The organism is uncultured Enterovirga sp. (assembly GCF_964242715.1).
In the GTDB taxonomy this organism is placed as follows: Bacteria; Pseudomonadota; Alphaproteobacteria; order Rhizobiales; family Beijerinckiaceae; genus Enterovirga.
The window spans coordinates 17336-39009 of the sequence record NZ_CAXTAZ010000019.1; the positions used below are offsets into that span (position 1 = coordinate 17336).

Annotated in this window: 24 protein-coding genes; 19 read left to right on the top strand and 5 right to left on the bottom strand. The window is 70.0% G+C overall.

The features are described 5' to 3' along the window. Positions 1-33: 33 nt before the first annotated feature. Together ACFE87_RS11460 and ACFE87_RS11465 are read left to right on the top strand one after the other, a co-directional pair. On the top strand, positions 34-597 hold the full coding sequence (locus tag ACFE87_RS11460) for a nitroreductase (RefSeq protein ID WP_375459761.1): 564 nt from the start codon (positions 34-36) through the stop codon (positions 595-597). Between the two features lie 7 nt (positions 598-604). After that, positions 605-1216 carry a flavin reductase family protein gene (locus tag ACFE87_RS11465; RefSeq protein WP_375459762.1) on the top strand — a complete coding sequence of 204 codons (612 nt, stop codon included), beginning with the start codon at positions 605-607 and terminating at the stop codon, positions 1214-1216. Here ACFE87_RS11465 and ACFE87_RS11470 read toward each other — a convergent pair whose 3' ends face one another. Beyond that, positions 1217-1906 carry a hypothetical protein gene (locus ACFE87_RS11470; RefSeq protein WP_375459763.1) on the bottom strand — a complete coding sequence of 230 codons (690 nt, stop codon included), beginning with the start codon at positions 1904-1906 and terminating at the stop codon, positions 1217-1219. After that, on the bottom strand, positions 1906-2403 hold the full coding sequence (locus ACFE87_RS11475) for a MaoC family dehydratase (RefSeq protein WP_375459764.1): 498 nt from the start codon (positions 2401-2403) through the stop codon (positions 1906-1908). The genes ACFE87_RS11470 and ACFE87_RS11475 overlap by 1 nt, the downstream gene beginning before the upstream one ends. An 87-nt stretch (positions 2404-2490) precedes the next feature. On the opposite strand from ACFE87_RS11475, the gene ACFE87_RS11480 reads away from it, so the two are divergent. Continuing rightward, positions 2491-3564, top strand: coding sequence for a lytic transglycosylase domain-containing protein (locus ACFE87_RS11480; RefSeq protein ID WP_375459765.1), 1074 nt, complete (start codon positions 2491-2493; stop codon positions 3562-3564). Further along, positions 3561-4757, top strand: coding sequence for a DUF2336 domain-containing protein (locus ACFE87_RS11485; protein ID WP_375459766.1), 1197 nt, complete (start codon positions 3561-3563; stop codon positions 4755-4757). Before ACFE87_RS11480 ends, ACFE87_RS11485 begins: the two co-directional genes overlap by 4 nt. Positions 4758-4761: 4 nt before the next feature. Here ACFE87_RS11485 and ACFE87_RS11490 read toward each other — a convergent pair whose 3' ends face one another. The 3 genes from ACFE87_RS11490 to dgcA form a co-directional block, all read right to left on the bottom strand. Next, a complete protein-coding gene (locus ACFE87_RS11490) occupies positions 4762-5535 on the bottom strand; it encodes an NAD kinase (protein ID WP_375459767.1) in 774 nt (257 codons plus the stop codon). A gap of 125 nt (positions 5536-5660) precedes the next feature. Continuing rightward, on the bottom strand, positions 5661-6458 hold the full coding sequence (locus ACFE87_RS11495; protein ID WP_375459768.1) for a hypothetical protein: 798 nt from the start codon (positions 6456-6458) through the stop codon (positions 5661-5663). 86 nt (positions 6459-6544) lie between these two features. Next, positions 6545-7531, bottom strand: coding sequence for an N-acetyl-D-Glu racemase DgcA (gene dgcA, locus ACFE87_RS11500; protein WP_375459769.1), 987 nt, complete (start codon positions 7529-7531; stop codon positions 6545-6547). A gap of 206 nt (positions 7532-7737) precedes the next feature. Here dgcA and ACFE87_RS11505 point away from each other — a divergent pair, with 206 nt between their 5' ends. From ACFE87_RS11505 to ACFE87_RS11575, 15 genes are all read left to right on the top strand, one after another. Next, positions 7738-8826, top strand: a complete 1089-nt coding sequence (locus ACFE87_RS11505; protein WP_375459823.1) for an ABC transporter permease — start codon at positions 7738-7740, stop codon at positions 8824-8826. Positions 8827-8849: 23 nt separating this feature from the next. Next, entirely contained in the window at positions 8850-9644 is a 795-nt protein-coding gene (locus tag ACFE87_RS11510) for an ABC transporter ATP-binding protein (RefSeq protein WP_375459824.1), read from the top strand. A gap of 10 nt (positions 9645-9654) precedes the next feature. Beyond that, positions 9655-10983 carry an MlaD family protein gene (locus ACFE87_RS11515; protein WP_375459770.1) on the top strand — a complete coding sequence of 443 codons (1329 nt, stop codon included), beginning with the start codon at positions 9655-9657 and terminating at the stop codon, positions 10981-10983. A gap of 23 nt (positions 10984-11006) precedes the next feature. Beyond that, positions 11007-11633 carry an ABC-type transport auxiliary lipoprotein family protein gene (locus tag ACFE87_RS11520; protein ID WP_375459771.1) on the top strand — a complete coding sequence of 209 codons (627 nt, stop codon included), beginning with the start codon at positions 11007-11009 and terminating at the stop codon, positions 11631-11633. A gap of 118 nt (positions 11634-11751) precedes the next feature. After that, complete coding sequence (locus ACFE87_RS11525) at positions 11752-12180, top strand: 4-aminobutyrate aminotransferase (RefSeq protein WP_375459772.1); 429 nt, start codon at positions 11752-11754, stop codon at positions 12178-12180. A 160-nt stretch (positions 12181-12340) separates the two neighbouring features. Then, the gene (locus ACFE87_RS11530) at positions 12341-14371 is read left to right on the top strand and encodes an acetyl/propionyl/methylcrotonyl-CoA carboxylase subunit alpha (RefSeq protein ID WP_375459773.1); all 2031 of its coding nucleotides are present in this window, start codon (positions 12341-12343) and stop codon (positions 14369-14371) included. Positions 14372-14618: 247 nt separating this feature from the next. Then, entirely contained in the window at positions 14619-15059 is a 441-nt protein-coding gene (locus tag ACFE87_RS11535) for a hypothetical protein (RefSeq protein WP_375459774.1), read from the top strand. Positions 15060-15160: 101 nt separating this feature from the next. Beyond that, the gene (locus tag ACFE87_RS11540) at positions 15161-17164 is read left to right on the top strand and encodes an acetyl-CoA carboxylase biotin carboxylase subunit (protein ID WP_375459775.1); all 2004 of its coding nucleotides are present in this window, start codon (positions 15161-15163) and stop codon (positions 17162-17164) included. Positions 17165-17256: 92 nt separating this feature from the next. Further along, entirely contained in the window at positions 17257-17694 is a 438-nt protein-coding gene (locus ACFE87_RS11545) for a DUF1489 family protein (RefSeq protein ID WP_375459776.1), read from the top strand. Continuing rightward, positions 17691-17948 (top strand): hypothetical protein, encoded by a 258-nt coding sequence (locus ACFE87_RS11550; protein WP_375459777.1) that lies wholly within the window; start codon positions 17691-17693, stop codon positions 17946-17948. The genes ACFE87_RS11545 and ACFE87_RS11550 overlap by 4 nt, the downstream gene beginning before the upstream one ends. A 79-nt stretch (positions 17949-18027) precedes the next feature. Next, on the top strand, positions 18028-18285 hold the full coding sequence (locus tag ACFE87_RS11555; RefSeq protein ID WP_375459778.1) for a hypothetical protein: 258 nt from the start codon (positions 18028-18030) through the stop codon (positions 18283-18285). 42 nt (positions 18286-18327) lie between these two features. Then, the gene (locus ACFE87_RS11560) at positions 18328-18924 is read left to right on the top strand and encodes a tyrosine phosphatase family protein (RefSeq protein WP_375459779.1); all 597 of its coding nucleotides are present in this window, start codon (positions 18328-18330) and stop codon (positions 18922-18924) included. 7 nt (positions 18925-18931) lie between these two features. Continuing rightward, positions 18932-19828: an ROK family protein gene (locus ACFE87_RS11565; protein WP_375459780.1), complete on the top strand. Its 897-nt coding sequence runs from the start codon at positions 18932-18934 to the stop codon at positions 19826-19828. Positions 19829-19880: 52 nt separating this feature from the next. After that, positions 19881-20861 carry a DMT family transporter gene (locus ACFE87_RS11570; RefSeq protein WP_375459781.1) on the top strand — a complete coding sequence of 327 codons (981 nt, stop codon included), beginning with the start codon at positions 19881-19883 and terminating at the stop codon, positions 20859-20861. A 10-nt stretch (positions 20862-20871) separates the two neighbouring features. Continuing rightward, on the top strand, positions 20872-21615 hold the full coding sequence (locus tag ACFE87_RS11575) for a hypothetical protein (RefSeq protein ID WP_375459782.1): 744 nt from the start codon (positions 20872-20874) through the stop codon (positions 21613-21615). Positions 21616-21674 lie beyond the last annotated feature (59 nt).

Sequence of the window (21674 nt, forward strand, 5' to 3'; positions counted from 1 at the left end):
TCCTCTTTTTCAGCCATAGCGTCTGAAGGCAAGATGAACAATTTGCTCGAACTTCTGCGATCGCGCCGGTCGGTCGCACCACACAACCTCGAAGGGCCCGGTCCTGGCCCGGCCGAACTCGAGGATCTCCTGACGATCGCGGCGCGCGTCCCCGATCACGGGCGGCTCGTGCCCTGGCGTTTCCTGGTGATCGCGGGCGAGGCGCGCCACCGGGTGGGCGAGGTGATCGCGGCGGCCGTGTCGGCCGACGAGCCGAATGCCACGCCCGAACGCCTCGCCACGGAACGCAACCGGCTCGCCCGCGCGCCGCTCGTGGTCGCGGTCGTGTCCCGGGCCCGCCCGCACCCGAAGATCCCGGAATGGGAGCAGGTCATGTCCGCCGGCGCGGTCTGCATGAACCTCGTCGTCGCCGCGAATGCGATGGGCTACGGCACGGCCTGGCTCAGCGAGTGGATCTGCTTCGACCGCCGCATCCTCGACAGACTGGGCCTCGAGCCCGCCGAGACGATGGCCGGCTTCATCCATATCGGCCGACCGACGGAGCGCCCGGCCGACCGGGCGCGGCCGGTTCTCGCCGACATCGTCACCCATCTTTGAGGATCCGATGTTCTTCGACGCGACCGCCAACGACCACGGCCTCCCGTTCAATCCGCTCAAGGCCCTGATCGGCCCCCGGCCGATCGGCTGGATCACCGCGTTGAGCGCCCGGGGCGAGCTGAACCTCTCGCCCTATTCCTTCTTCAACGCGATGGGCGAGAACCCCTTCGTCGTCGCCTTCTCGTCGAACGGCTACAAGGACGCCGTCGCCTTCATCGACGAGACCAAGGAATTCGTCTGCAATCTCGCGACCTGGGATCTGCGCGAGGCGATGAACCACACCTCGGCGCCGCTCCCCCGGGGGGAGAGCGAGGCGGCTTATGCCGGGCTCGATCTTTCGCCGTCCCGGATCGTCGCGACCCCGCGCGTGGCGGCGGCCTCGGCCGCCCTCGAATGCAAGTGGCTCCAGACGATCCAGATGAGCACGGTCGACGGCCGGCTCATGGACCAGTTCATGGTCCTCGGCCAGGTGGTCGGCGTCCATATCGAGGACCGCTTCATCGTCGACGGATTGGTCGACACGGCCGCGATGCGGCCGATCATGCGGGGCGGCTATCACGATTATTTCGTGGCGACGCCCGAGACGAAATTCTCGATGAACCGTCCGACGAAAGCCTGATCACTCCGGCCCGAACACCTCGCGGGCCACCTCGACCTCGCCGGCCTCCCGCAGGAGGACGGCCCGGTAGCCCTGCGCCCGGAGGCCGTCGAATCTGAGCCAGGGCTCGTCGGCCGTCCGCCCCGGGAGGGCGACCGCCGCGGTCCCGATCGCCGCCGCCGCCAGCACCAAGGTGGCGGAGGCGGCCCGCAGCGCCGGGGCATCGTCGCGACAGCGGATCTCGGCCCGCAGACGATTGGGGTCGCTACCGAGTCCTGCAAGCCGCGGGTGTCGTCGGCCGGCAAAGGTCGGCAGGGCGAGCACGCCGGCGGCGGAATCCGCCGCCATGGCGAGGATCCAGATCGAGCCGTCGGGGCGGTCCCATTCGGCCTCGCGAACGGCGAGCTTCGCCGACAGATGCTCCACATCCCGCGACCCTACGCAGCCGCGAAGGACGATCCCGTCCGGCGCGAGCGGCATCAGCCGGTCGAGGGCCGCGTCGGCCCGGCCCGATGCGAGCGCCGGGATCGCGGCAAAGACGAGCGGTGGCCCCACGCGGGACCCGAGCCCGCCGAAATCCGCGGCCACCTCGTCGCCTCCGCGCGACATGTCGAGGACGACGACGTCCGGCCTCGCCTCGAGCGCCGGGTCCCATCCGCCGGCATCCACCTCGAGATAGATGCGTAATTCGCGGGCGGCGTCGGCCGTCATCAGTTCGGGGCGGCGGGCGGGCGTTTGCGCATGAAGGCCTGCCGCCGGCATTCCGCGACCAGCGTGCCGTCCTGCTTGTACCCGCGATGGTGGAACTCGACGATCCCGGCATCCGGACGCGACTTGGACGACCGGGCCGACAGAACCTCGGTCGTGACCCGGATCGTGTCTCCCTCGAAGACGGGCGCCGGGAAGCGCACGTCCGTCATGCCGAGATTGCCGATGGTGGTGCCGACCGTGGTGTCGTTCACCGAGATGCCGACCACGAGCCCGATCGTGAACATGGAATTCACGATCGGCTTCCCCCATTCCGTCTCGGTCGCGCAGAAATGCGCATCGATGTGAAGGGGTTGCGGGTTCAGGGTCATGTTCGAGAAGAGCATGTTGTCCATCTGGGTGACGGTCCGGGTCAGCCCGTGCCGGAAGAGGTGGCCGACCTCGAATTGCTCGAAATAGAGCCCGCCGCGCTCATGGCGCTCACCCGACACTCCCGACATGCTGCCTCCCTGCCGGCGAGCCCGGCTTCAGCCTTCATTTACCATGTTTCGCCACGGTGACGCTCGCACCAGCGCCGGCGTTCCTGCATGTTCCTGTTCACGACGCCGACCTCGACGGCTCCAGCGGCCACTGGTCGATCTGCTGATCTCCCGGTGGTGGACGCGATCCGGCAGGGCGCGGCGGCGACCGGGACCGATTTCGATTACCTCCTGAAGACCGCACGGCGCGAATCCGCGCTCGATCCCGCCGCCAAGGCCCCGACCTCCTCGGCTACCGGGCTGTTCCAGTTCATCGAGCAGACCTGGCTCGGCCTCGTGAAGAGCGACGGCGACCGTCTCGGCCTGGCCGAACAGGCGAAGGCCGTCACAGCGCGGGGCGACGGCACCCTGACCGTCGCCGACCCGGCGACCCGGCAGGCGTTGCTCGACCTCCGCAAGGACCCGCAACTCGCCTCCGTGATGGCCGGGACGCTCACGCGGCAGAACCGTGACGCGCTCGTTGCCGCGACCGGCCGCGCGCCGTCCCCCGGCGAACTCTACATGGCGCATGTGCTCGGCGCCCGAGGCGCGGCGGAGCTGATCGCGACCACGCGGGCCGACCCGTCCCGCGTCGCCGCGCTCGACTTCCCGGACGCCGCGCGCGCCAATCGCGGGATCTTCTTCGACCGTGGCGGCCGTCCGAGAGGGGCGGGAGAGGTGTATCAGGCGATCACCTCCGCGCAGGCCGGCACGGCCTCGACCGAGCTCGCAGCCGCGACGACCCCGGTCCAGCCCGCTCCGCCCGCAGGTCCTCCCGGCCTTCGCGGATTGTTCCAGACCGGCGCTCGGACAGGACCGCTCTCCGACGCGGTCGCGAAGATCTGGCGCACGAACAACGATGGGAGGAGCCAGGCCGCCGCCGTCAGCTTCTTCCCCCGCAGCGCCTCGGCCGGGGATTCGGCATCGCCGGAGGTCGCACCCTCCACGCCCGTGCCCGATGCCTCGGTGGCCGCGCTCGAAGCCGTGCCGACGGCGAGCGTCGCCGCGAGCAGGCCGATCCGGTTCGACCTGCCGCTTCCTCCCGTTCGTCCGGCTTCGGCATCGCCGGCCGGGATTGCGGCCGCCCGGCCCGCCCATGCCTCCCCGGAGCGCCTCGTCGCCAGCCAAGGGTCGCGTTCATGATCGTCAGCCGGTTCCTCCTCTGGGCGCGCGACGCCCCGCCCGGAGATCGTGTCGAGGCGGTCACCGCGCTCGCACAGGCCTTCCTCCATTCCGACCTGACTCCAGACAACCGCTGGGAGGCCCGCATGGCGCTGACCGCGATGCTGGACGACCCGTCGGCGCTGGTCCGCCGCGCGATGGCCGTGGTCCTCGCGTCCTCGCCGGAGGCGCCGCGGCCGATCGTGGTCGCGCTCGCCGACGACCAGGACGACATTGCCGAGATCGTGCTCGCCCGTTCCCCCGTCCTGTCGGATGCCGACCTCGTCGACCGCGCCGCGCTCGGCGCCGAGCGCCTCCAATGCGCGATCGCGACCCGACCCTGGCTCTCCACCTCCGTCTCGGCCGCCTTGGCCGAGATAGGCACGCCGGATGCGCTCCTCCGCCTCGCCCGGAACGAGGGCGCGGAGATCACGGGCGCGAGCCTCGCCCGGATGATCGAACGTCATGGCGGCTCGGGTCTGCTCCGAGAAGCGCTCCTGGTCCGCCCCGACCTGCCGGTCGAGATCACGCAGGCGATCGTGGCCGCGCTCGCCGAATCGCTCGGCGGCTTCGTGACCGGGTGCGGCTGGCTGAGCGCGGAACGGTCGGGACGGATCACCCGGGACGCGCGCGAGCGCACCACGGTCGCGCTCTCCGTGAGTGCCGAATGCGAGGACGCGGAACGGCTCGTCCGCCATCTCCGGCGCAGCGCGCAGCTCACGCCCGCCCTGATCCTCCGGGCGATCCTCTCCCGGGCCACGCCCTTCGCGGCCGCGGCCTTCGCGGAGCTGTCCGGTCTCGCCAGCGCTCGCGTCGCCGCGATCCTGCAGGATGCGCGCGGATATGCATTCCGGGCGCTCTACGGCCGGTCGGGGCTACCCGAGAATCTGCGCCCTGCCTTCGAGGCGGCGCTCTGCGCGCGCCGGGAGGTTGGCGACCCGGACGGCCCGGCGCGCCTTTCCGGCTGGATGGTCGAGCGTGCGCTCGCGGCCTGCGAGGCCCTCCCGCCCGAAGATGCCGGAAGGCTCGTGGCGCTGCTGCGCCGGTTCGAGGTCGAGGCGGCGCGCGACGAAGCCCGGCGGGAGGCCTACGGGCTCGCCGACCAGGCGGCGCTCGCGCTCGTCATGGAGCACGCGCCCGAAATGCTGGTGCCGCACGGCCGCTGGGCGGCCTGAGCCGTCAATAGCCGAATTGTTCGCGCAGGATGCGCTCGTCGAGGCTGTGACCCGGGTCATGCAGCATCACGAGATCGATGCCGTGATCCATGGAGGCGCTGACCCGGCATACGTCGCGGAACTCGGTATGGTCGGCGACGGCGCTGACGGGCCGGTGCTCGGCCTCGATCACCGTCACGCTGATCAGGGCGCGGTCGGGCAGGAGCGCGCCGCGCCAGCGCCGCGGCCGGAAGGCCGAGATCGGCGTGAGCGCGAGGAGCGGCGCGTTCAGCGGCAGGATCGGGCCGTCGACCGAGAGGTTGTAGGCCGTGGACCCGGCCGGGGTCGCGATCAGGATCCCGTCCGAGATCAGTTCGGCGAGTCGCACATGGCCGTCCACCTCGACCCGCAGCTTCGCCGTCTGGTGCGACTGGCGCAGCATATGGACCTCGTTGATCGCATAGGCCGTGTGTTCCGCGCCCTCGGTGTCGATCACGGTCATCAGGAGCGGATGGGCGACGCTGCGCTGGGCCGCCTCCAGGCGCTCGATCAGGCCCTCGGTCCTGAACTCGTTCATCAGGAACCCGACGGTTCCCTTGTTCATGCCGTAGATCGGACGGCCGCTCCCCATGAAGCGGTGCAGGGTCCGGAGCATCAGCCCGTCGCCGCCAAGGGCCACGACGACATCGGCGTGTTCCGGCTCGACATGCGGGTATTGCGCCTTCAGCGCCGCCTCGGCCATCTCGGCCTCGAGACTTGGGCTCGCCACGAAGGCGACCGTCGCGAAGCGCCGCGCCATGTCCGAACCACCCTTGCGCGCGCTCCGGCCGGGACCCGGCCGACGCCGTCCGTGCTCTACACGAGGCTGAGGGCGAGGCCAACGCACGGCGCCGTCCGCGGCAGGAGGGCAGCCGAGCCCGCTCCTCAGGTGAAAAGGCGCAGCTTGTCGCGGATGTCGAGGGCGTCGAACCGCGCGAGTTCCTCGAGAGCAAGGTCGCGTGCGGTTGGGTTGTCTCCTTGCGGTCCGTCCGGTTCGGATCCGCTCCTGGGAACGGCCGGGCCCTGTCCTGCCGCGCCGGCCGGTTCGTCACGGAGGACGAATTCGACGTCCCTGTTGGCGAGTGTCGGAGGCGGGTCGAGGGGCGGCCGCGAGGCTGCGAGACCCGTTCTCGTCAGGAGGTCGAGCCGTTGTTCGAGCCCAGCGAAAACCTGGACGAGCGCGCCGAGCCCGCGGGCCGCAACCTCGTGGCGGGCGCAGGCGGCGTAGATCTCCGTCGCCCGGTGATCGAGCAGGTCGCATAGGGCCGAATCGAAGCCGCCCTCGCGCATCGTCCAGGCCGTCTCCTGGATCTGCTCGGTCGCATCCTGGATGTCGGCAGCGGCCCGATCGGCGTGGCGCATGAGGTCGTCGAGATCGGCCCCAGCGGCGCCGGGCCGGTCGGGGTCGGCCGCCTTGTCCATGATCGCGACCCGCGCGGCCCGGAGCTCGTCCAGCAGGGCCCCGACTTCGGCCCGGAGCAGGGCGGTGTCATGCTGCGGCGCGGTCTCGGTCACCCTTCGCGCCAGAGCCGCGATCGCATCGAGCAGGAGCCTGGTGTCGGCGGTCCGGCTGCGCCGGGCGAAGTCGGCGAGGAAGCGCCGGCCCCGCGCCGTCGCGCCGAGCGCGGCCTCGATCTCGCAATGGGCTTGCTCCGGCAGCATGGGAGCGTCGGTGTCGGGCATGGCGGATCAGGCGCTTCGGAGCCTCAATGTCGGCCAGCAATCCTTTCGGGTCCGTATGCGCGGCTATATCAGCCTGCTTCTACCTTCTACCCCCACAGGGCGGGGGAGGGCGGGCGAACGAGGCTTCCCTCGAAGGAGAGGCCCGGCTCGCGGTCGGCGGCGAGGAGGAGCGGCCCGTCGAGGTCGACGAAGCGGGCGGAGGGCGTGAGGAGAAAGGCCGGCGCCATCGCGAGCGACGTGCCCAGCATGCAACCGACCATGATGGTGAAGCCGAGAGCTTGCGCCTGGGAGGCGAGGGCGAGCGCCTCGGTCAGTCCGCCGGCCTTGTCGAGCTTGATGTTGATCGCGTCGTAGCGGCCCCGCAGACGGGCGAGGTCGCCGCGCTCGTGCAGGCTCTCGTCGGCGCAGATCGGCACGTCGTGCCGGATCCGGGCGAGGATCTCGTCCTCGGCGGCCGGGACCGGCTGTTCGATGAGCGCGAAGCCGGCCGCCGCACAGGCCGCGAGATGCGTCTCGAGATTGGCAGCAGTCCAGCCCTCGTTCGCGTCCGCGATCAGGGTCGCGTCGGGGGCGGCGCGCCGGACGGCCGCGATCCGCTCGACATCCCCGTCCGGGCCACCGAGCTTGATCTTGAGGATGGGCCGGCCGGCAGCCTTGGCTGCTCCCTCGGCCATCTCCGCGGGCGATCCGAGCGAGATCGTATAGGCCGTGGTCGCCGGCCCGATCCGGTCGATCCCGGCTGCGACATGGGCCGGCACACCGGTAAGTTTCGCCTCGAGGTCCCAGAGCGCACAATCGACCGCGTTCCGGGCGGCGCCGGCCGGCATGGCCTCCTGCAACTCGCTGCGGGACATCCCGGCCGCGACGCGACCCGCGACGTCCCGGATCGCGGCTGCGACACCGTCGACCGTCTCGCCGTAACGGGCGTACGGGACGCATTCGCCGCGCCCCGTCGCGGCACCGTCCCGGATGGTCGCCGTCACGACGACGGCCTCGGTGCGCGAGCCTCGGGCGATCGTGAACGTGCCGAAGATCGGGAACCGCTCGACAGCCACCGCGAGCTCGCGCGTCATCCGGATCTCCAGGAAGCGCGCTCGACTTGCCCGCCCTCGGCGCGCTATCACCTGAGGCGAGGGGTGCCAAGGGGCTTGCTTGGCTGGCTGCTTGGCGGCGGAAAGGCGGAAGCGGCTTGGGTGCAAAGGAGCTGGGCGCGGGTCGGGATCGGCGGGATCCGGATGTCCGTGATCCGAAGGTCGAGTTCGAGCGCCACGGCGACGAACTGAGGGCCTGGCTGAACGGCCGGTGGACGGTCGAGCATGCCGGCGCGGTCGAGCGCGAGATGGCCGGCCTCGTCGAAGCCACCGTCGATTGCAACCGCATCCTGATCGACCTGTCCGGGATCGAGCGTCTCGACACGCTCGGCGCCTGGGTGCTGGACCGGACGCGTCACGAATTCGGCGGCGACGGCCTCGCGGCGGATTTCGTCAATGCCCGGTCCGAGCACCACATCCTGTTGAACGAGGTCGCCTACCGGGGCTTCCAGCCCGAGGTGGTGGCGAAGCCGCCCGGCTTCATGGACCTGATGGCCGATATCGGCGGGGCGGTCGCCGGCGCCGGCAAGGATTTCGTCCGCGGCGTCAGCTTCCTCGGCGAGTTGGTGTCGGCGCTGATCCGCGTGATCGTGAACCCGAAGCGCTTCCGCGTTCCGGCGCTGACCAACCAGCTCGAACAGATCGCCTTCCGGGGCGTCCCGATCATCGTCCTCATCTGTTTCCTGGTCGGCTGCATCGTGGCCCAGCAGGGCCTGTTCCAGCTCCAGCGCTTCGGCGCCCAGACCTTCGTGGTCAATCTCGTCGGCATCCTGGTGCTGCGCGAACTCGGCGTGCTTCTCACCTCGATCATGGTCGCGGGCCGGTCGGGCGCGGCCTTCACGGCCGAAATCGGGTCGATGAAGATGCGCGAGGAGATCGACGCGCTCCGGGTGATGGGCCTCGATCCGGTCGAGGTGCTGATCGTGCCCCGGATCCTGGCCCTCGTGATCGGGCTGCCCATCCTGGCCTTCCTGGGCAGCATGGCGGCGCTGATCGGCGCCGGGCTCGTCTCCTGGATCTACGGCGACATCGTCCCGGACGTGTTCCTGGCGCGGCTGAAATCCACGATCGACGTCAAGACCTTCATGGTCGGGCTCATCAAGGCGCCTTTCATGGCGCTCGTGATCGGGGTGATCGCCTCGATCGAGGGCCTCGCCGTCGAGGGCTCCGCCGAATCCCTCGGCCGCCACGTCACGTCGTCGGTCGTGAAGGCCATCTTCATGGTCATCGTGCTGGATGGCTTCTTCGCCATCTTCTTCGCAGCGATCAAATTTTGAGCGCCCCCGCAGCCGCCGAACGCATGCAGGCCCCGCACGAGCAGGACGACGAGCGCGAGGTCGTCATCCGGGTGCGCGACCTCGAGGTCGGGTTCGGCGAGCGGCTCATCATGAAGAAGCTCGACCTCGACGTGTATCGGGGCGAGATCCTGGGCTTCGTCGGTCCCTCGGGACAGGGCAAGTCCGTCCTGACCCGCGCGATCCTCGGCCTCGTTCCGAAGCGGAGCGGCTCGATCGAGGTCTTCGGCGAGAATGTCGACGACATCACGGAGAATTCCCGCTCGGCCATCGAGCGGCGCTGGGGCGTCCTGTTCCAGCAGGGCGCCCTCTTCTCGGCCTTGACCGTGCGGCAGAACGTCCAGGTCCCGATGCGGGAATACCTGGAATTGTCGCCCCGGCTCCTCGACGAACTCGCGATGCTGAAGATCGAGATGGTCGGCTTGAAGCCCGAGGCGGCGGACAAGCTGCCCTCGGAATTGTCGGGCGGCATGATCAAGCGGGCCTCGCTCGCCCGGGCCTTGTCGCTCGATCCTGAGATCCTCTTCCTGGACGAACCGACGTCCGGCCTGGATCCGATCGGGGCCGGCGAGTTCGACGAACTCATCGCCACGTTGCAGCGTACGCTGGGCCTCACGGTTTTCATGGTGACTCACGACCTCGATAGCCTTTATACGGTATGTGACCGGATCGCGGCTTTGGGGGACGGGCGCATCATCGCGCACGGCCCGATGGACACGATGCTGGCGTCCGAAGACCCTTGGGTGCGGGCCTACTTCCACGGGAAACGGGCGCGTTCGGCCATGAGTGCCGGCGGATAAGACGGACACAATGGAAACTCGCGCCAATTACGCCATCATCGGATTGTTCACGATCGCCGTGATCGCTGCGGCTTTCGGCTTCGTCTACTGGTTCGCCGGGTCGGAAAGCGGGACCAAGCGGACCGCCTTCCGGATCATCTTCACGGGATCGGTCGCGGGGCTCTCCAAGGGCTCGCCAGTCCTGTTCAACGGCATTCGGGTCGGCGACGTGACCGATGTCGGCCTGAACAAGGACGACCCGGAGCAGGCGCTCGCCAAGATCGAGATCACGCCCGACACGCCGGTGAAGGTGGACACGAAGGCCTCGCTCGACGTCGCCATCCTGTCCGGGGCGGCCGTCATCGCGCTGAGCGGCGGGCGTGTCGACGCGAAGCCTCTCGAGAAGAAGGATGGCGAGGATCTCCCGACCATCCGGGCCGAAAAGGGCGGCCTCGCCAGCATCCTGGAGACGGCCCGGAGCACCGCGGATCGGGCCAATGCCCTCCTCGACAACGTGAACGCGCTCGTCGGGGAAAACCGCGGCACCATCACCAAGGCCGTGGGCGACGTCAGCGTCTTCACGGAAGCCCTCGCCAAGAATGCGCCGGCCCTCGACAATCTCCTGAGTTCGGTCGCGAGCGCGGCCAGCCGGATCGGCCCGCTCTCCGAGAAGCTCGAAGGGCTGACCGAGAGCGCGACCTCCATCCTGTCGGCGGTCGAGCCTGACCGGGTGCGCAACACCCTCCGCAACATCGAGGGCGTGACCCAGACCGTGGAAGAGAGCCGTCCCAAGATCTCGACCTTCCTGGCCGATGCCTCCGCGCTCGCCGGGCGGCTGAACGAATCCGCGCCGAAGCTCGACCAGGCTCTGAGCGACATGAACCGCGCCTTCGCGGCGATCGACCCGGTAAAGTTGAACCAGACGATCGACAACACGCAGCGCTTCACGGCCGGCCTCGCGTCCTCGACGGAGGACGTCCAGTCCACGGTCCGGAACGCCAACCAGCTCACCGCCAAGCTGAACTCGGCCGCCGACAAGATCGACGGCGTGATGAAGGCGGCGGAGAACTTCCTCGGCTCGGCGGCCGGGCAGGAGGGCAAGAGTACCTTCGAGTCCATCCGCACCGCGATGGATGCCTTCCGCAAGGCGAGCGAGAATCTTGACCGTCAGGCGACCGTGATCGCGCAGGGCGTCTCCCGCTTCTCGGGCGTGGGATCGAAGCAGATCGAGGCGCTCTCGACGGATGCGCGGCGCACCGTCAACACGGTCGGCCGCGCCGCCCGCAACCTCGAGCAGAACCCGTCCTCGGTCATCTTTGGCTCGGGGCGCGCCTCCATTCCCGAATTCTCCGGCCGCTGATCCCGGAAAGCGCGTGCCCCACCATGCATAACGTGACACCGTCGTCGTCCCTGCCGATGGTAGGACGGCGGCGACGCGCCCTGACCTTCGCGGTCCTCGCCGTCGCCACCTGGGGGCTCGGCGCCTGCTCGTCGGCACCAAGCCCCGCCTTCGACCTCACCGCCCCGCGCCTGGCGGTACGCGGCGGAGGGGGGATCGCGGGTCAGCTCGTGGTCGCGGAGCCGTCTGCGATCCAGCCGCTCGAAGCGGAGCGCATTCTGGCCCGGGACGCCGCGGGATCGGTGTCCTACATCAGCGGCGCGCAATGGGCGGACCGCCTGCCCCGCCTGATCCAGGCCAGGCTGCTCCAGACCTTCGAGAACGCGACCCGCATCCGGGCCGTGGCGCGACCGGGCGAGGGCGTGACGGCCGAGTACCAGCTCAACACCGACATCCGGGCCTTCCAGTTGGATGCGGCGCGCGGCGAAGCCGTGGTCGAGATCTCGGCGAAGGTGCTCGACGCGAGGACGGGCAAGATCGTCAACGCCCGCGTCTTCAGCGCCCGGACGCCGGTCTCCGATTCGGCGGGCGGCACCGTCGCCCAGGCACTCGACCGGGTGCTGTCCGGCGTGCTGCTCGACATCGTCCGTTGGGTCGGCGCGCGGGGCTGAGCCGACGTCCGGAACCGCTGCGGACCAGTCGGTTCGACAGACGTTCTTCAGGCCTGCCTCTCGCGGCCTGTCGACGGCATGCTTATGTCTCGGCGACGCAATCGACCGAGGGCCCAACATGAAGACCACCTTTGCCTTGACCGTCGCAGCCCTCGGCCTCGCGGCGAGCATGGGGGGCGCGGCTGCGCAGACGGCCCGGACGGCGACGATCCAGCCTGGCAAGCCGGCCCGGATCGCGGTCGAGACGGCGCTGAAGAAGGATTGTTCGATCGGCGAACTCGGCGGCATTCGGGTCATCACCGCGCCGAAGAATGGCGAGGTCATCGTCCGCAGCGGCACGCTGAAGACGCCGGCCAGCTTCCGTTGCCCGAACAAGGACACGCCGGTGCAGCAGCTGGTCTACATGCCGAAGAAAAACTTCAGCGGGACGGACGAGATCTCCTACGAGACACGCACGCCGGAGGGGCAGACGCAGGTCTTCAACGTAAAGATCAACGTGGGCGGCAAGCCGGCCTCGACCGGAAGCGGCGGCCTTCAGGACCTGTGATCGTCCGAGGCTCGCCCGACCATCAGCTTGGCGCTTAGTCCTCCTCCCTGCGGGGAGGGCGGCCGCGCTTCCCGGGTCCCGAGCCCGACGGCAGCCGCTCGACTTCCCGCGCCCCTTTCCGGATAAGGGCCGCCTCTCGGTCGCGGGAAGCGGGGTCGCCGTGCTGTCATCCGTCCTCATCGCCAATCGCGGCGAGATCGCCTGCCGGATCATCCGCACGGCGCGTCGTCTCGGCATCCGGACGATCGCCGTCTATTCCGAGGCCGATGCCCGCTCCCTCTTCGTGCAGCAGGCGGACGAGGCCCACCTGATCGGGCCGGCGCCTGCCCGCGACAGCTATCTCGCCATCGACCGCATCATGGCGGCGGCGCGGGCCTCCGGCGCGGCCGCGATCCATCCGGGCTACGGCTTCTTGTCGGAGCGGGCCGAGTTCGCGGAGGCCTGCGAGGCCGAGGGCATCGCCTTCGTCGGCCCGCCCGCTTCGGCGATCCGGGCCATGGGTCTCAAGGACGCCGCAAAGGCGCTCGCGATCGGGGCGGGGGTCCCGGTCGTGCCCGGCTATCACGGCAGCCGCCAGGAGCCCGAATTCCTCCGGCAGAAGGCCTATGAGATCGGCTATCCGGTGCTGATCAAGGCCGTCGCGGGCGGCGGCGGCAAGGGCATGCGGCGCGTCGACAAGCAGGCCGAGTTCGAGTCGGCGCTCGAGAGCGCGCAACGCGAGGCGGCCTCCGCCTTCGGCGACCCCCGCGTCCTCGTCGAGAAATACGTGCTGTCGCCCCGCCACGTCGAGGTGCAGGTCTTCGCCGACAGCCACGGTCACGCCGTTCACCTGTTCGAGCGCGACTGCTCGCTCCAGCGCCGCCACCAGAAGGTGATCGAGGAGGCGCCGGCGCCTGGGCTTTCGCCCGAGATGCGCGAGATCATGGGCCGGGCCGCCGTCGAGGCCGCGAAGTCGGTCGGCTATGTCGGGGCCGGCACGGTCGAGTTCATCGCCGATGCCCGCGAGGGGCTGAGGCCCGACCGCTTCTACTTCATGGAGATGAACACCCGGCTGCAGGTCGAGCATCCGGTCACGGAGGCGATCACCGGGCTCGACCTCGTCGAATGGCAGTTCCGGGTCGCCGCGGGCGAGCCGCTCGCCGTCCGCCAGGAAGACCTCCGCATCGACGGCCATTCCGTCGAGGCGCGGCTCTATGCCGAGGATCCGGCCAAGGGCTTCCTGCCCTCGACGGGCAAGCTCTGGGCGCTCCGCTTCCCGGAAGGGGAGGGCATCCGCATCGATACCGGCGTCGTCGCCGGCGACGAGGTCACGCCCTTCTACGATCCGATGATCGCGAAGGTGATCGCGCATGGGCCGGACCGCGACACCGCGCTCGACCGGCTCTCGGCGGCGCTCGCCCGGACGGTCGTCGCGGGACCCCGGACCAATGCCGGCTTTCTCCGCGCGCTCTGCGACATGCCGGAATTCCGGACGGGCGGCTTCGACACGGGATCCATCGACCGCAATCTCGACGCGCTGACCGGCGCGACCGAGGGCCCGGACGGCGAGGTCGTCGCGGCTGGCCTGCTGAAGCTCCTCGACGCGGACGAGCGCGCCCGCAATCCGAGCCCGATCCAGGCAGCGGCCCAGGGCGGGTCGGCCTGGCGCGGCGATCCGTGGCGGAACCAGGACGCCTTCCAGCTCATGGGCGAGCGCCGCACCCGCCATCTCGTCCAGGTCGACGGCGAGGTCGTCCCCGTCGCGCTGCGCTGGCGCGGCACGGAGGCCGAGGTAGAGATCCCGTCGCTCGGCTATGCCGGCCGACCCGACTTCAGCTGGGACGAGGACAGCCATTTCGGCACCTTCGGGGCGGACGGCGCCCAGATCGTTCCGACGCCCGACGGCATGGTCCTGGTCCGGGGCGGCCGGCAGACCCGGGTCGCGATGGTCGATCCCTTCGCGGTCGATCTCGACCATCTCGACGCCGGCGACAGCGTCAAGGCGCCGATGCACGGCAAGCTGATCGCCGTCTTCGTGGCGGTCGGAGACCAGGTCGTGCGTGGCCAGCGGCTCGCGATCGTCGAGGCGATGAAGATGGAGCATGCCCTCCTCGCGCCGCGCGACGGCGAGATCGCCGAGGTCACCGCGGAGGCGGGAGCCCAGGTCACGGAGGGCGGCCGCCTCATCACGCTCGCGCCGGCGGCAGCGTAGAGGCGCGGGTCTCCCTTGCGGGACGGCCGGCCCGAGCCGAGCCGGCCCTGCAAGGTAAAGGAAGTCCGCCCAATCCGTAAAATCCGCCGTAACCAAGCAACGTTCCTGCAACCAACAGATTTCCGCTCCGCTTAACCTGAAAATCCGTTGATATCTACGGATTAACCTCCCGTCCGGACAGCTTGCCTAAGTGTTGATGGCGTAGCGGGACATGAGAGCCAGCAAATGGCTCCGGGGAGCATCGAACATGGTCAAGTCGTCACTCGAACACTTCGTCAAGACCGTGCTGGCCAAGCGCGAGATCACGGTGGAAGACGTGCGGCGTCTGCAGCGCGACATCCTGCCTGACGGTCTCGAGAGCCGCGACGAGGCGGACATCCTGATCGCGCTCGACCGCGCCATTCCCTACAAGCATTGCAGCTGGAGCGCGTTCGCGAGCCAGACGGTCGTCGACTACGTGGTGTGGACCTCGCGCCCCACCGGCTATGTCGACCACGAGACGGCGACCTGGCTCGTCGCCTCGCTCTCGGCCGGAACCGGCCCGAGCCCCGTCGCGGAAGCCATCGCCTTCGACGTGGTGCGCGAGGCCGAGCGGGCCGATACGACCCTCATCGCCTTCGTGATGCGCTCGGCCCGGGGCCGCATGAACGCCACTCCGGGCGACATCCTGGACGCGATCGCCGCCTGAACCCGAGCGGGCCTCCCGGCTCGCTTCCCTGTCTCGTCGGCTTGCGATAACGGACAGGATCGCGTCCTGCGATCCCTCACGCCACGGCCGATTCAGAGCGCATGTTCGACAAGATTCTGATCGCCAATCGCGGCGAGATCGCCTGCCGGGTGATCAAGACGGCGCGGCGGATGGGCATCAGGACGGTAGCCGTCTTCTCCGATGCCGATCGCGACGCGCTGCATGTCGGGATGGCCGACGAGGCCGTCCATATCGGACCGGCCGCGGCCGCCGAATCCTACCTCCTGATCGACCGGATCGTTGAGGCCTGCCTCCAGACAGGGGCCCAGGCGGTCCATCCGGGCTACGGCTTCCTATCCGAGCGGGAGGCGTTTCCGCGCGCGCTGGAAGCCGCCGGCATCACCTTCATCGGGCCGAACCCGCACGCCATCGCCGCGATGGGCGACAAGATCGAATCCAAGAAGGCGGCGGCGGCCGCGAATGTCTCGACCGTGCCGGGCTTCCTCGGCGTGATCGAGAGCCCGGACCATGCCATGCGGATCGCGGGCGAGATCGGCTATCCGGTGATGATCAAGGCCTCCGCCGGCGGCGGCGGCAAGGGCATGCGCATCGCCCATTCCAAGGACGAGGTCGCGGAGGGATTTGCGCGCTCGAAATCGGAAGCCGCGTCGTCCTTCGGGGACGACCGCGTCTTCATCGAGAAGTTCATCACCGACCCGCGCCACATCGAGATCCAGGTGCTGGGCGACAAGCACGGCCACGTGATCCATCTCGGCGAGCGGGAATGCTCGATCCAGCGCCGGAATCAGAAGGTGATCGAGGAGGCGCCGTCGCCGCTCCTCGATCCCGAGACGCGGGCGAAGATGGGGGCGCAGGCGGTCGCGCTCGCCAAGGCCGTAGGCTACGATTCCGCGGGCACGGTCGAGTTCGTGGCCGGCCAGGACAAGTCCTTCTACTTCCTCGAGATGAATACCCGTCTCCAGGTCGAGCATCCGGTGACCGAGATGATCACCGGGCTCGATCTCGTCGAGCTGATGATCCGGGTGGCGGCAGGCGAGAAGCTGCCGCTGACGCAGGAGCAGGTGCGGCTCGACGGATGGGCGATCGAGAGCCGCGTCTATGCCGAGGATCCGACCCGCAACTTCCTCCCCTCGATCGGGCGTCTCGTGACCTATCGGCCGCCCGCCGAGGGACCGGTCGACGGCGGCGCGACGGTGCGGAACGACACCGGCGTGGAGGAGGGCGGCGAGATCCCGATCTTCTACGACCCCATGATCGCGAAGCTCGTCACCCACGCGCCGACCCGCATCGCGGCGATCGAGGCCCATTCCACGGCGCTCGACGCCTTCGCGATCGACGGGATCCGGCACAACATCCCGTTCCTCTCCGCCCTGATGGCGCATCCGCGCTGGCGCGAGGGACGGCTGTCGACAGGCTTCATCACCGAAGAATTCGCTTCGGGTTTCAGCGAGCTTGCCCCGACCGGCGCGCAGGCCCGGCAGGTCGCCGCCGTCGCGGCCGCGATCGACCACCTCCAGAACGAGAGGAAGCGCGGCATCTCCGGCCAGATGCGGCCGGGCTTCGTCCGGTTCGAGCGCGACCGGGTCGTGGCACTCGGCCCCGACCGGCACCCGGTCACGATCGACGATGGCGAGGCCGGGCCGGTCGTGGCCTTCGCGGATGGCGAGCGGCTTGCCGTGTCCTCCGCCTGGCGGCCCGGCCAGCCGGTCTGGACCGGGACGGTCGGCGCCAAGGTCCTCACCCTGCAGGTGCGGCCGATCCGGAACGGCGTTCGCCTCGCCCATGCCGGCACGGCGGTCGAGGCCCGGGTCTACACGCGGCGCGAGGCCGATCTCGCGGGCCTGATGCTGGAGAAGGTCGAGAGCGGGGCCGGCAAGGCTTTGCTCTGCCCGATGCCGGGCCTCGTCAAGGCGATTCAGGTCAAGGCAGGCCAGGTCGTGAAGGCCGGCGAGCCGCTCGCGATCGTCGAGGCGATGAAGATGGAAAACGTGCTTCGCGCCGAACGCGACGCCACGATCGCCAAGGTCGTCGCGAAAGAGGGCGAGAGCCTCGCGGTGGACGCGGTGATCCTGGAATTCGCCTAGGCATTCTTCGGCCGAGGGCCACGTGGCGCTTTCCTCTGGACGGCGCCGCCCTGTCGCATTCGCACGGGGCTGCTTTGCGCTATAGGCGAGGCATGGCGCTTCACCTGATCAAGCTCTGCGTCGGGGTCGACACGATCGGCGAACTCGAGGCCTGGATCCTCGAGAAGCGGCGCCGCCTGTCGAAGGACGGCTCGGCCCAAGAGCATGTCCACGTGACCCGTATGGCTCCGAAACGGGCGGACGAGCTCCTCGACGGCGGCTCGCTCTACTGGGTCATCCGGGGGCAGCTCGCCTGTCGGCAGCGCCTCACCGCCATCCGGACCTTCACGGACGGCGAGGGGATCGGTCGCTGCCGGCTGGTCCTGCATCCGGAGGTCACCCCGGTGTCGCCGCGCCCCTGCCGGCCTTTCCAGGGGTGGCGCTATCTCGGCCATGCCGACGCCCCCGCCGATCTCGGCGATTCCGCGGCCTCGATTCGGGCTTTGCCGGAGACGATGCGGCGCGAGTTGGTGGAGCTGGGCCTCCTGTGACCGACCTCCGCCACCCCCTCGTGGCTGCGCTGCTGTTGCTGGCCGTCCCGGCGGCCGCCGAGACATGCCCTGTCCGGGGCGATTCGGCCCAGCGCGCGCGCAGACCGGCAACCTGTCCGCCACCGGCCAAGGTCGAACCCTACGATCCCGACCGGGCCAGGGCGGGAAGGCGGCCGGGCTTCATCGATCTCGGGGGCGGAACCGAGGTCCGGATCGGCGGCCGGGCGCGGGTGGATTACGATGTCCGGCGCTGAGCCTCGCTCGCCGGCCGCGATCCGTCGGCGGTGGAGGCCGGCCCTTCTGCTCGGAATGGCGTGTGTCGCGCTCGCCTCCATGCCGGCAGCGGCGGCCACGCGCGGCTCGGCCAAGAGCTGCTCGGACGAGCTTGGCCCGAAGGGTGCCGCCTCGCTGGTGGGCCAGTGCCGGCAGGTGTCGCTGGCCTCGCGTCCGCCCTGCAACGCCGAGTATCGCTGCGGGCTGATCCGGGACGAGATCCACCGCAGCTGCGCCCTACTCGGGGCGGAGGCGCCCGCCTTCTGCCGCGCTCATGTCGGCGAGGAGGAGGACGACGAGGACGAGACCGAGAATTAGGCCCGGGTAGGATCGCCCGGCCATTGCTGCTAGAGGCGCGCGATGAAACGCGCTTCGCTCTCACTCCTCACCGTCTGCGGCCTCGAAGAGCTCGACGGACACCGCGACAGCGGCGTCAGCCACATCCTCTCGATCCTGGACCCAGGCACGCCGGATCCCGAATCCTTCCAGGCCTACGACCGGCACCACCGCACCACGCTGCGCTTCCACGACATCGTCGCGCCGATGGGCGACATGATCCTTCCCGAGCGGCATCACGTCGAGGAGATCGTGGCCTTCGGCGACGAGGTGGTCGAGGGTAAGGCCGAAGGCGAGAGCGGGCACCTTCTCATCCATTGCCACATGGGCATCTCGCGCTCGACGGCCGCGATGACGATGATGCTGCTCGCGGCCTATCCGGACGAGAGCGATGACGGCGTCATCGAGCGGCTCGTCGCGATCCGGCCCCAGGCGTGGCCTAACCTGCGCATGATCGGCTTCGCTGACGACATCCTCGGGCGCGACGGCCGGCTCTCGGCCGCGGTGACCCGGCTTCATGCCCGGCAGATCGCCGCGAAGCCGCATCTCGCCGACGTCATGCGCCGGCTCGGCCGCGCGCTCGAGGTCGACCGTGCCGTCGAGGTGGCGGCCGCGGCCTGAGCCACCCATGCTGATCGGCATCGACTGGGGCGGCACCAAGATCGAGGGAATCGCGCTCTCGACCGAAGGCGAGACGCTGGCACGCCGACGGGTCGCGACCCCGAAGGGCGATTACGACGGCTGCATGGCCACGATCGCCGGGCTCGTCGCCGAGATCGAGGCCGAGACGGGCCGCACCGGCAGCGTCGGGATCGGAATCCCGGGCGCGATCTCGCCCGCGACCGGCCTCGTCATGAATGCGAACTCGACCTGGAATAACGGCCGTCCGCTCGACCGCGACCTCGCCGGCGCGCTCGGCCGCGAGGTTCGGGTCGAGAACGACGCGAATTGCTTCGCGGTCTCCGAGGCGGTGGACGGGGCAGGGGCCGGCCATCCCGTCGTCTGGGGCGTCATCCTCGGAACCGGTGCCGGTTCCGGCATCGCGATCGACGGTCGGGCGCTCGGCGGCCGCAACCGTATCACGGGCGAATGGGGCCACAACCCGCTGCCCTGGCCGCGAGACGAGGAGCGGCCCGGCCCGCCTTGCTTCTGCGGACGGTCCGGCTGCATCGAGACCTTCGTATCCGGGACCGGCATCGAGCGCGACCATCGCGAGCGTACCGGCCAGGCCCTGGAGGCTGCCGCCATCGTCGCGGCCATGCGGCAGGGAGACTCCGCGGCGGGTGCGACCTATGCCGCCTATCTCGACCGCCTGTCGCGCGGCATCGCGAGCGCCGTGAACCTCATCGATCCGGACATCATCGTGCTCGGCGGCGGCATGTCGAATGTCGACGAGCTCTACCGCGACCTCCCGGCCGCGATCGAGCCGCATGTCTTCTCCGACCGGTTCGCGACGGCCATCGTGCGGCATCGGCATGGCGACGCCTCGGGCGTCCGGGGCGCCGCCTGGCTCTGGAAGGCGTGACGGAAGCCCGCGGGTCGGGAGCGCTCCGCTCGCTGCGGACCGGACTCCTTCGATGATCCGGAATGCCATGCTGGTCGGTCTTCTCGGGCTCGGCTGGGGGCTGAACTGGCCGGCGGTCCGGCTCGCGTTGGATGAGATCCAGCCCTGGACCCTGCGCAGCGTCGGCTTCGCGGCCGCCACGGTCCTGATGTTCGGCGCGATGGCGGCGACCGGCATGTCGCCCGCCGTGCCGCGCCGGATGTGGGTGCGGCTCCTCGGCATCGGGGTCCTGCCGATCGTGGGCTACAACCTCCTCAGCGCCTTCGCACAGGTTTCGGCCTCGACCAGCCGGAGCGCGGTCCTGTCCTATACGATGCCGATCTGGACGGTGATCTTCGCCAGGATCGTGCTGGGCGAGCGGCTCGACCGGCGCCGGATCACCGGCCTCGGGCTCGGCGGCGCGGGCCTCGTCGCGCTCGGCTGGCCGGTGATCCAGGCCGGCGAATTCTCGGTCGGGCTCGTCTATGCGCTCCTCTCGGGTGTGGTCTGGGCCGCCGGCAGCATCCTCCTGAAACGCTACCCGATCCCCGTGCCCCGTCTCGTCCTCACGAGCTGGCAGATGGCGTTCGGCGCGGTGCTGACCACGATCGGGATGCTCGCCTTCGAGGGGCTGCCGCAGGAGCTGCCGCGGCTCGCGACGACGTGGTTCGGGCTCGGCTACAACATCATCGTCGGCCAGGCGCTCGCGACGACGCTCTGGTTCGTGATTCTCGGCCGGATGCCGGCCGGGATTGCGTCGGTCGGCTCGCTCCTGGTGCCCGGGATCGGCGTCATCGGCGCGACGCTGATCCTCGGCGAGCGCCCGACCGCCACGGACTGGATCGGCCTCGCCCTGATCGTCGCGGCCTCGGCGACCGTGTTGCTGCGAGGTGATCCGCCCCGGGCTGCACCGCGGAACGGAGCCGCCCCCAGCCCCGAGGACGACGGCCCGTCGGAAACGGAACGGTCACCCGGACAGGCCATCCTGGCCGCTCCGAATCGACCCCGACCCTGAAGGATCCCGGATGAGCGCATGGCGCGACGGCCGGAACGAAAAGTCGCTCGCCCGGCTCCGGCGGGCCCTGCCGGCCGTGTTTCCCGCGCCGGTGCTGAACCATGCGCTCGCCCGCCCGCTGATCCCGCCGACCCTGCGGCGGGCGATGGAAGGCTATTGGCGCGCGCATCCGTTGCGTGCCGACCGTCTGGCGCGGGCGCTCGCCCGACGCTCCGGCACCCCGGACGGCTGGGCCTGGCGTCTCGACGTCGCGACGGAGGGCCGACGCACGAGCTTCCGCTGCCCGCCGGCGCCGTTCCGCGAAACCGCCTTCGCCCGAGGACCCGGCCATTGCTGCGTCTGCGGCCAGCCGGTCTTCCGCTTCGGCTGGCACCGCGACCTCTGGGGCGACGGGCGGCCGAACAAGCGCGCGACGTGGCATTCCGCCTGCGTCGTCGCCTGGCAGCTCTGGTGCGATCCCTCCGGACAGGTCCAGGCCTTGAAGCGCGCGCAGGGGCGCTGCTGCCCGGAGACGGGACGCCGCCTTCTCAGGACCGCCGAGGTGGATCATCGCGTGCCGCTGTTCCGGGTCTGGCGCGAGCATCGGGCCATGCCCTGGCCGGATCTCCTCGATCATTGGGGCCGGCCGAATCTCCAGGTCATCAACCGCGAGGCGCATCTCGGGAAATGCGCCCGCGAGGCGCAGGCGCGGGCCGGCCAGCGGGCCAAGGCGAAGCGCGACGCCCTCCCGGAGGGCCCGCTCGCACCAGGTTGAGGCATTCGCGTCCGTGATGGGAGGGATGAACCGAACGCGTTTGGCGGATTCCGTATTGA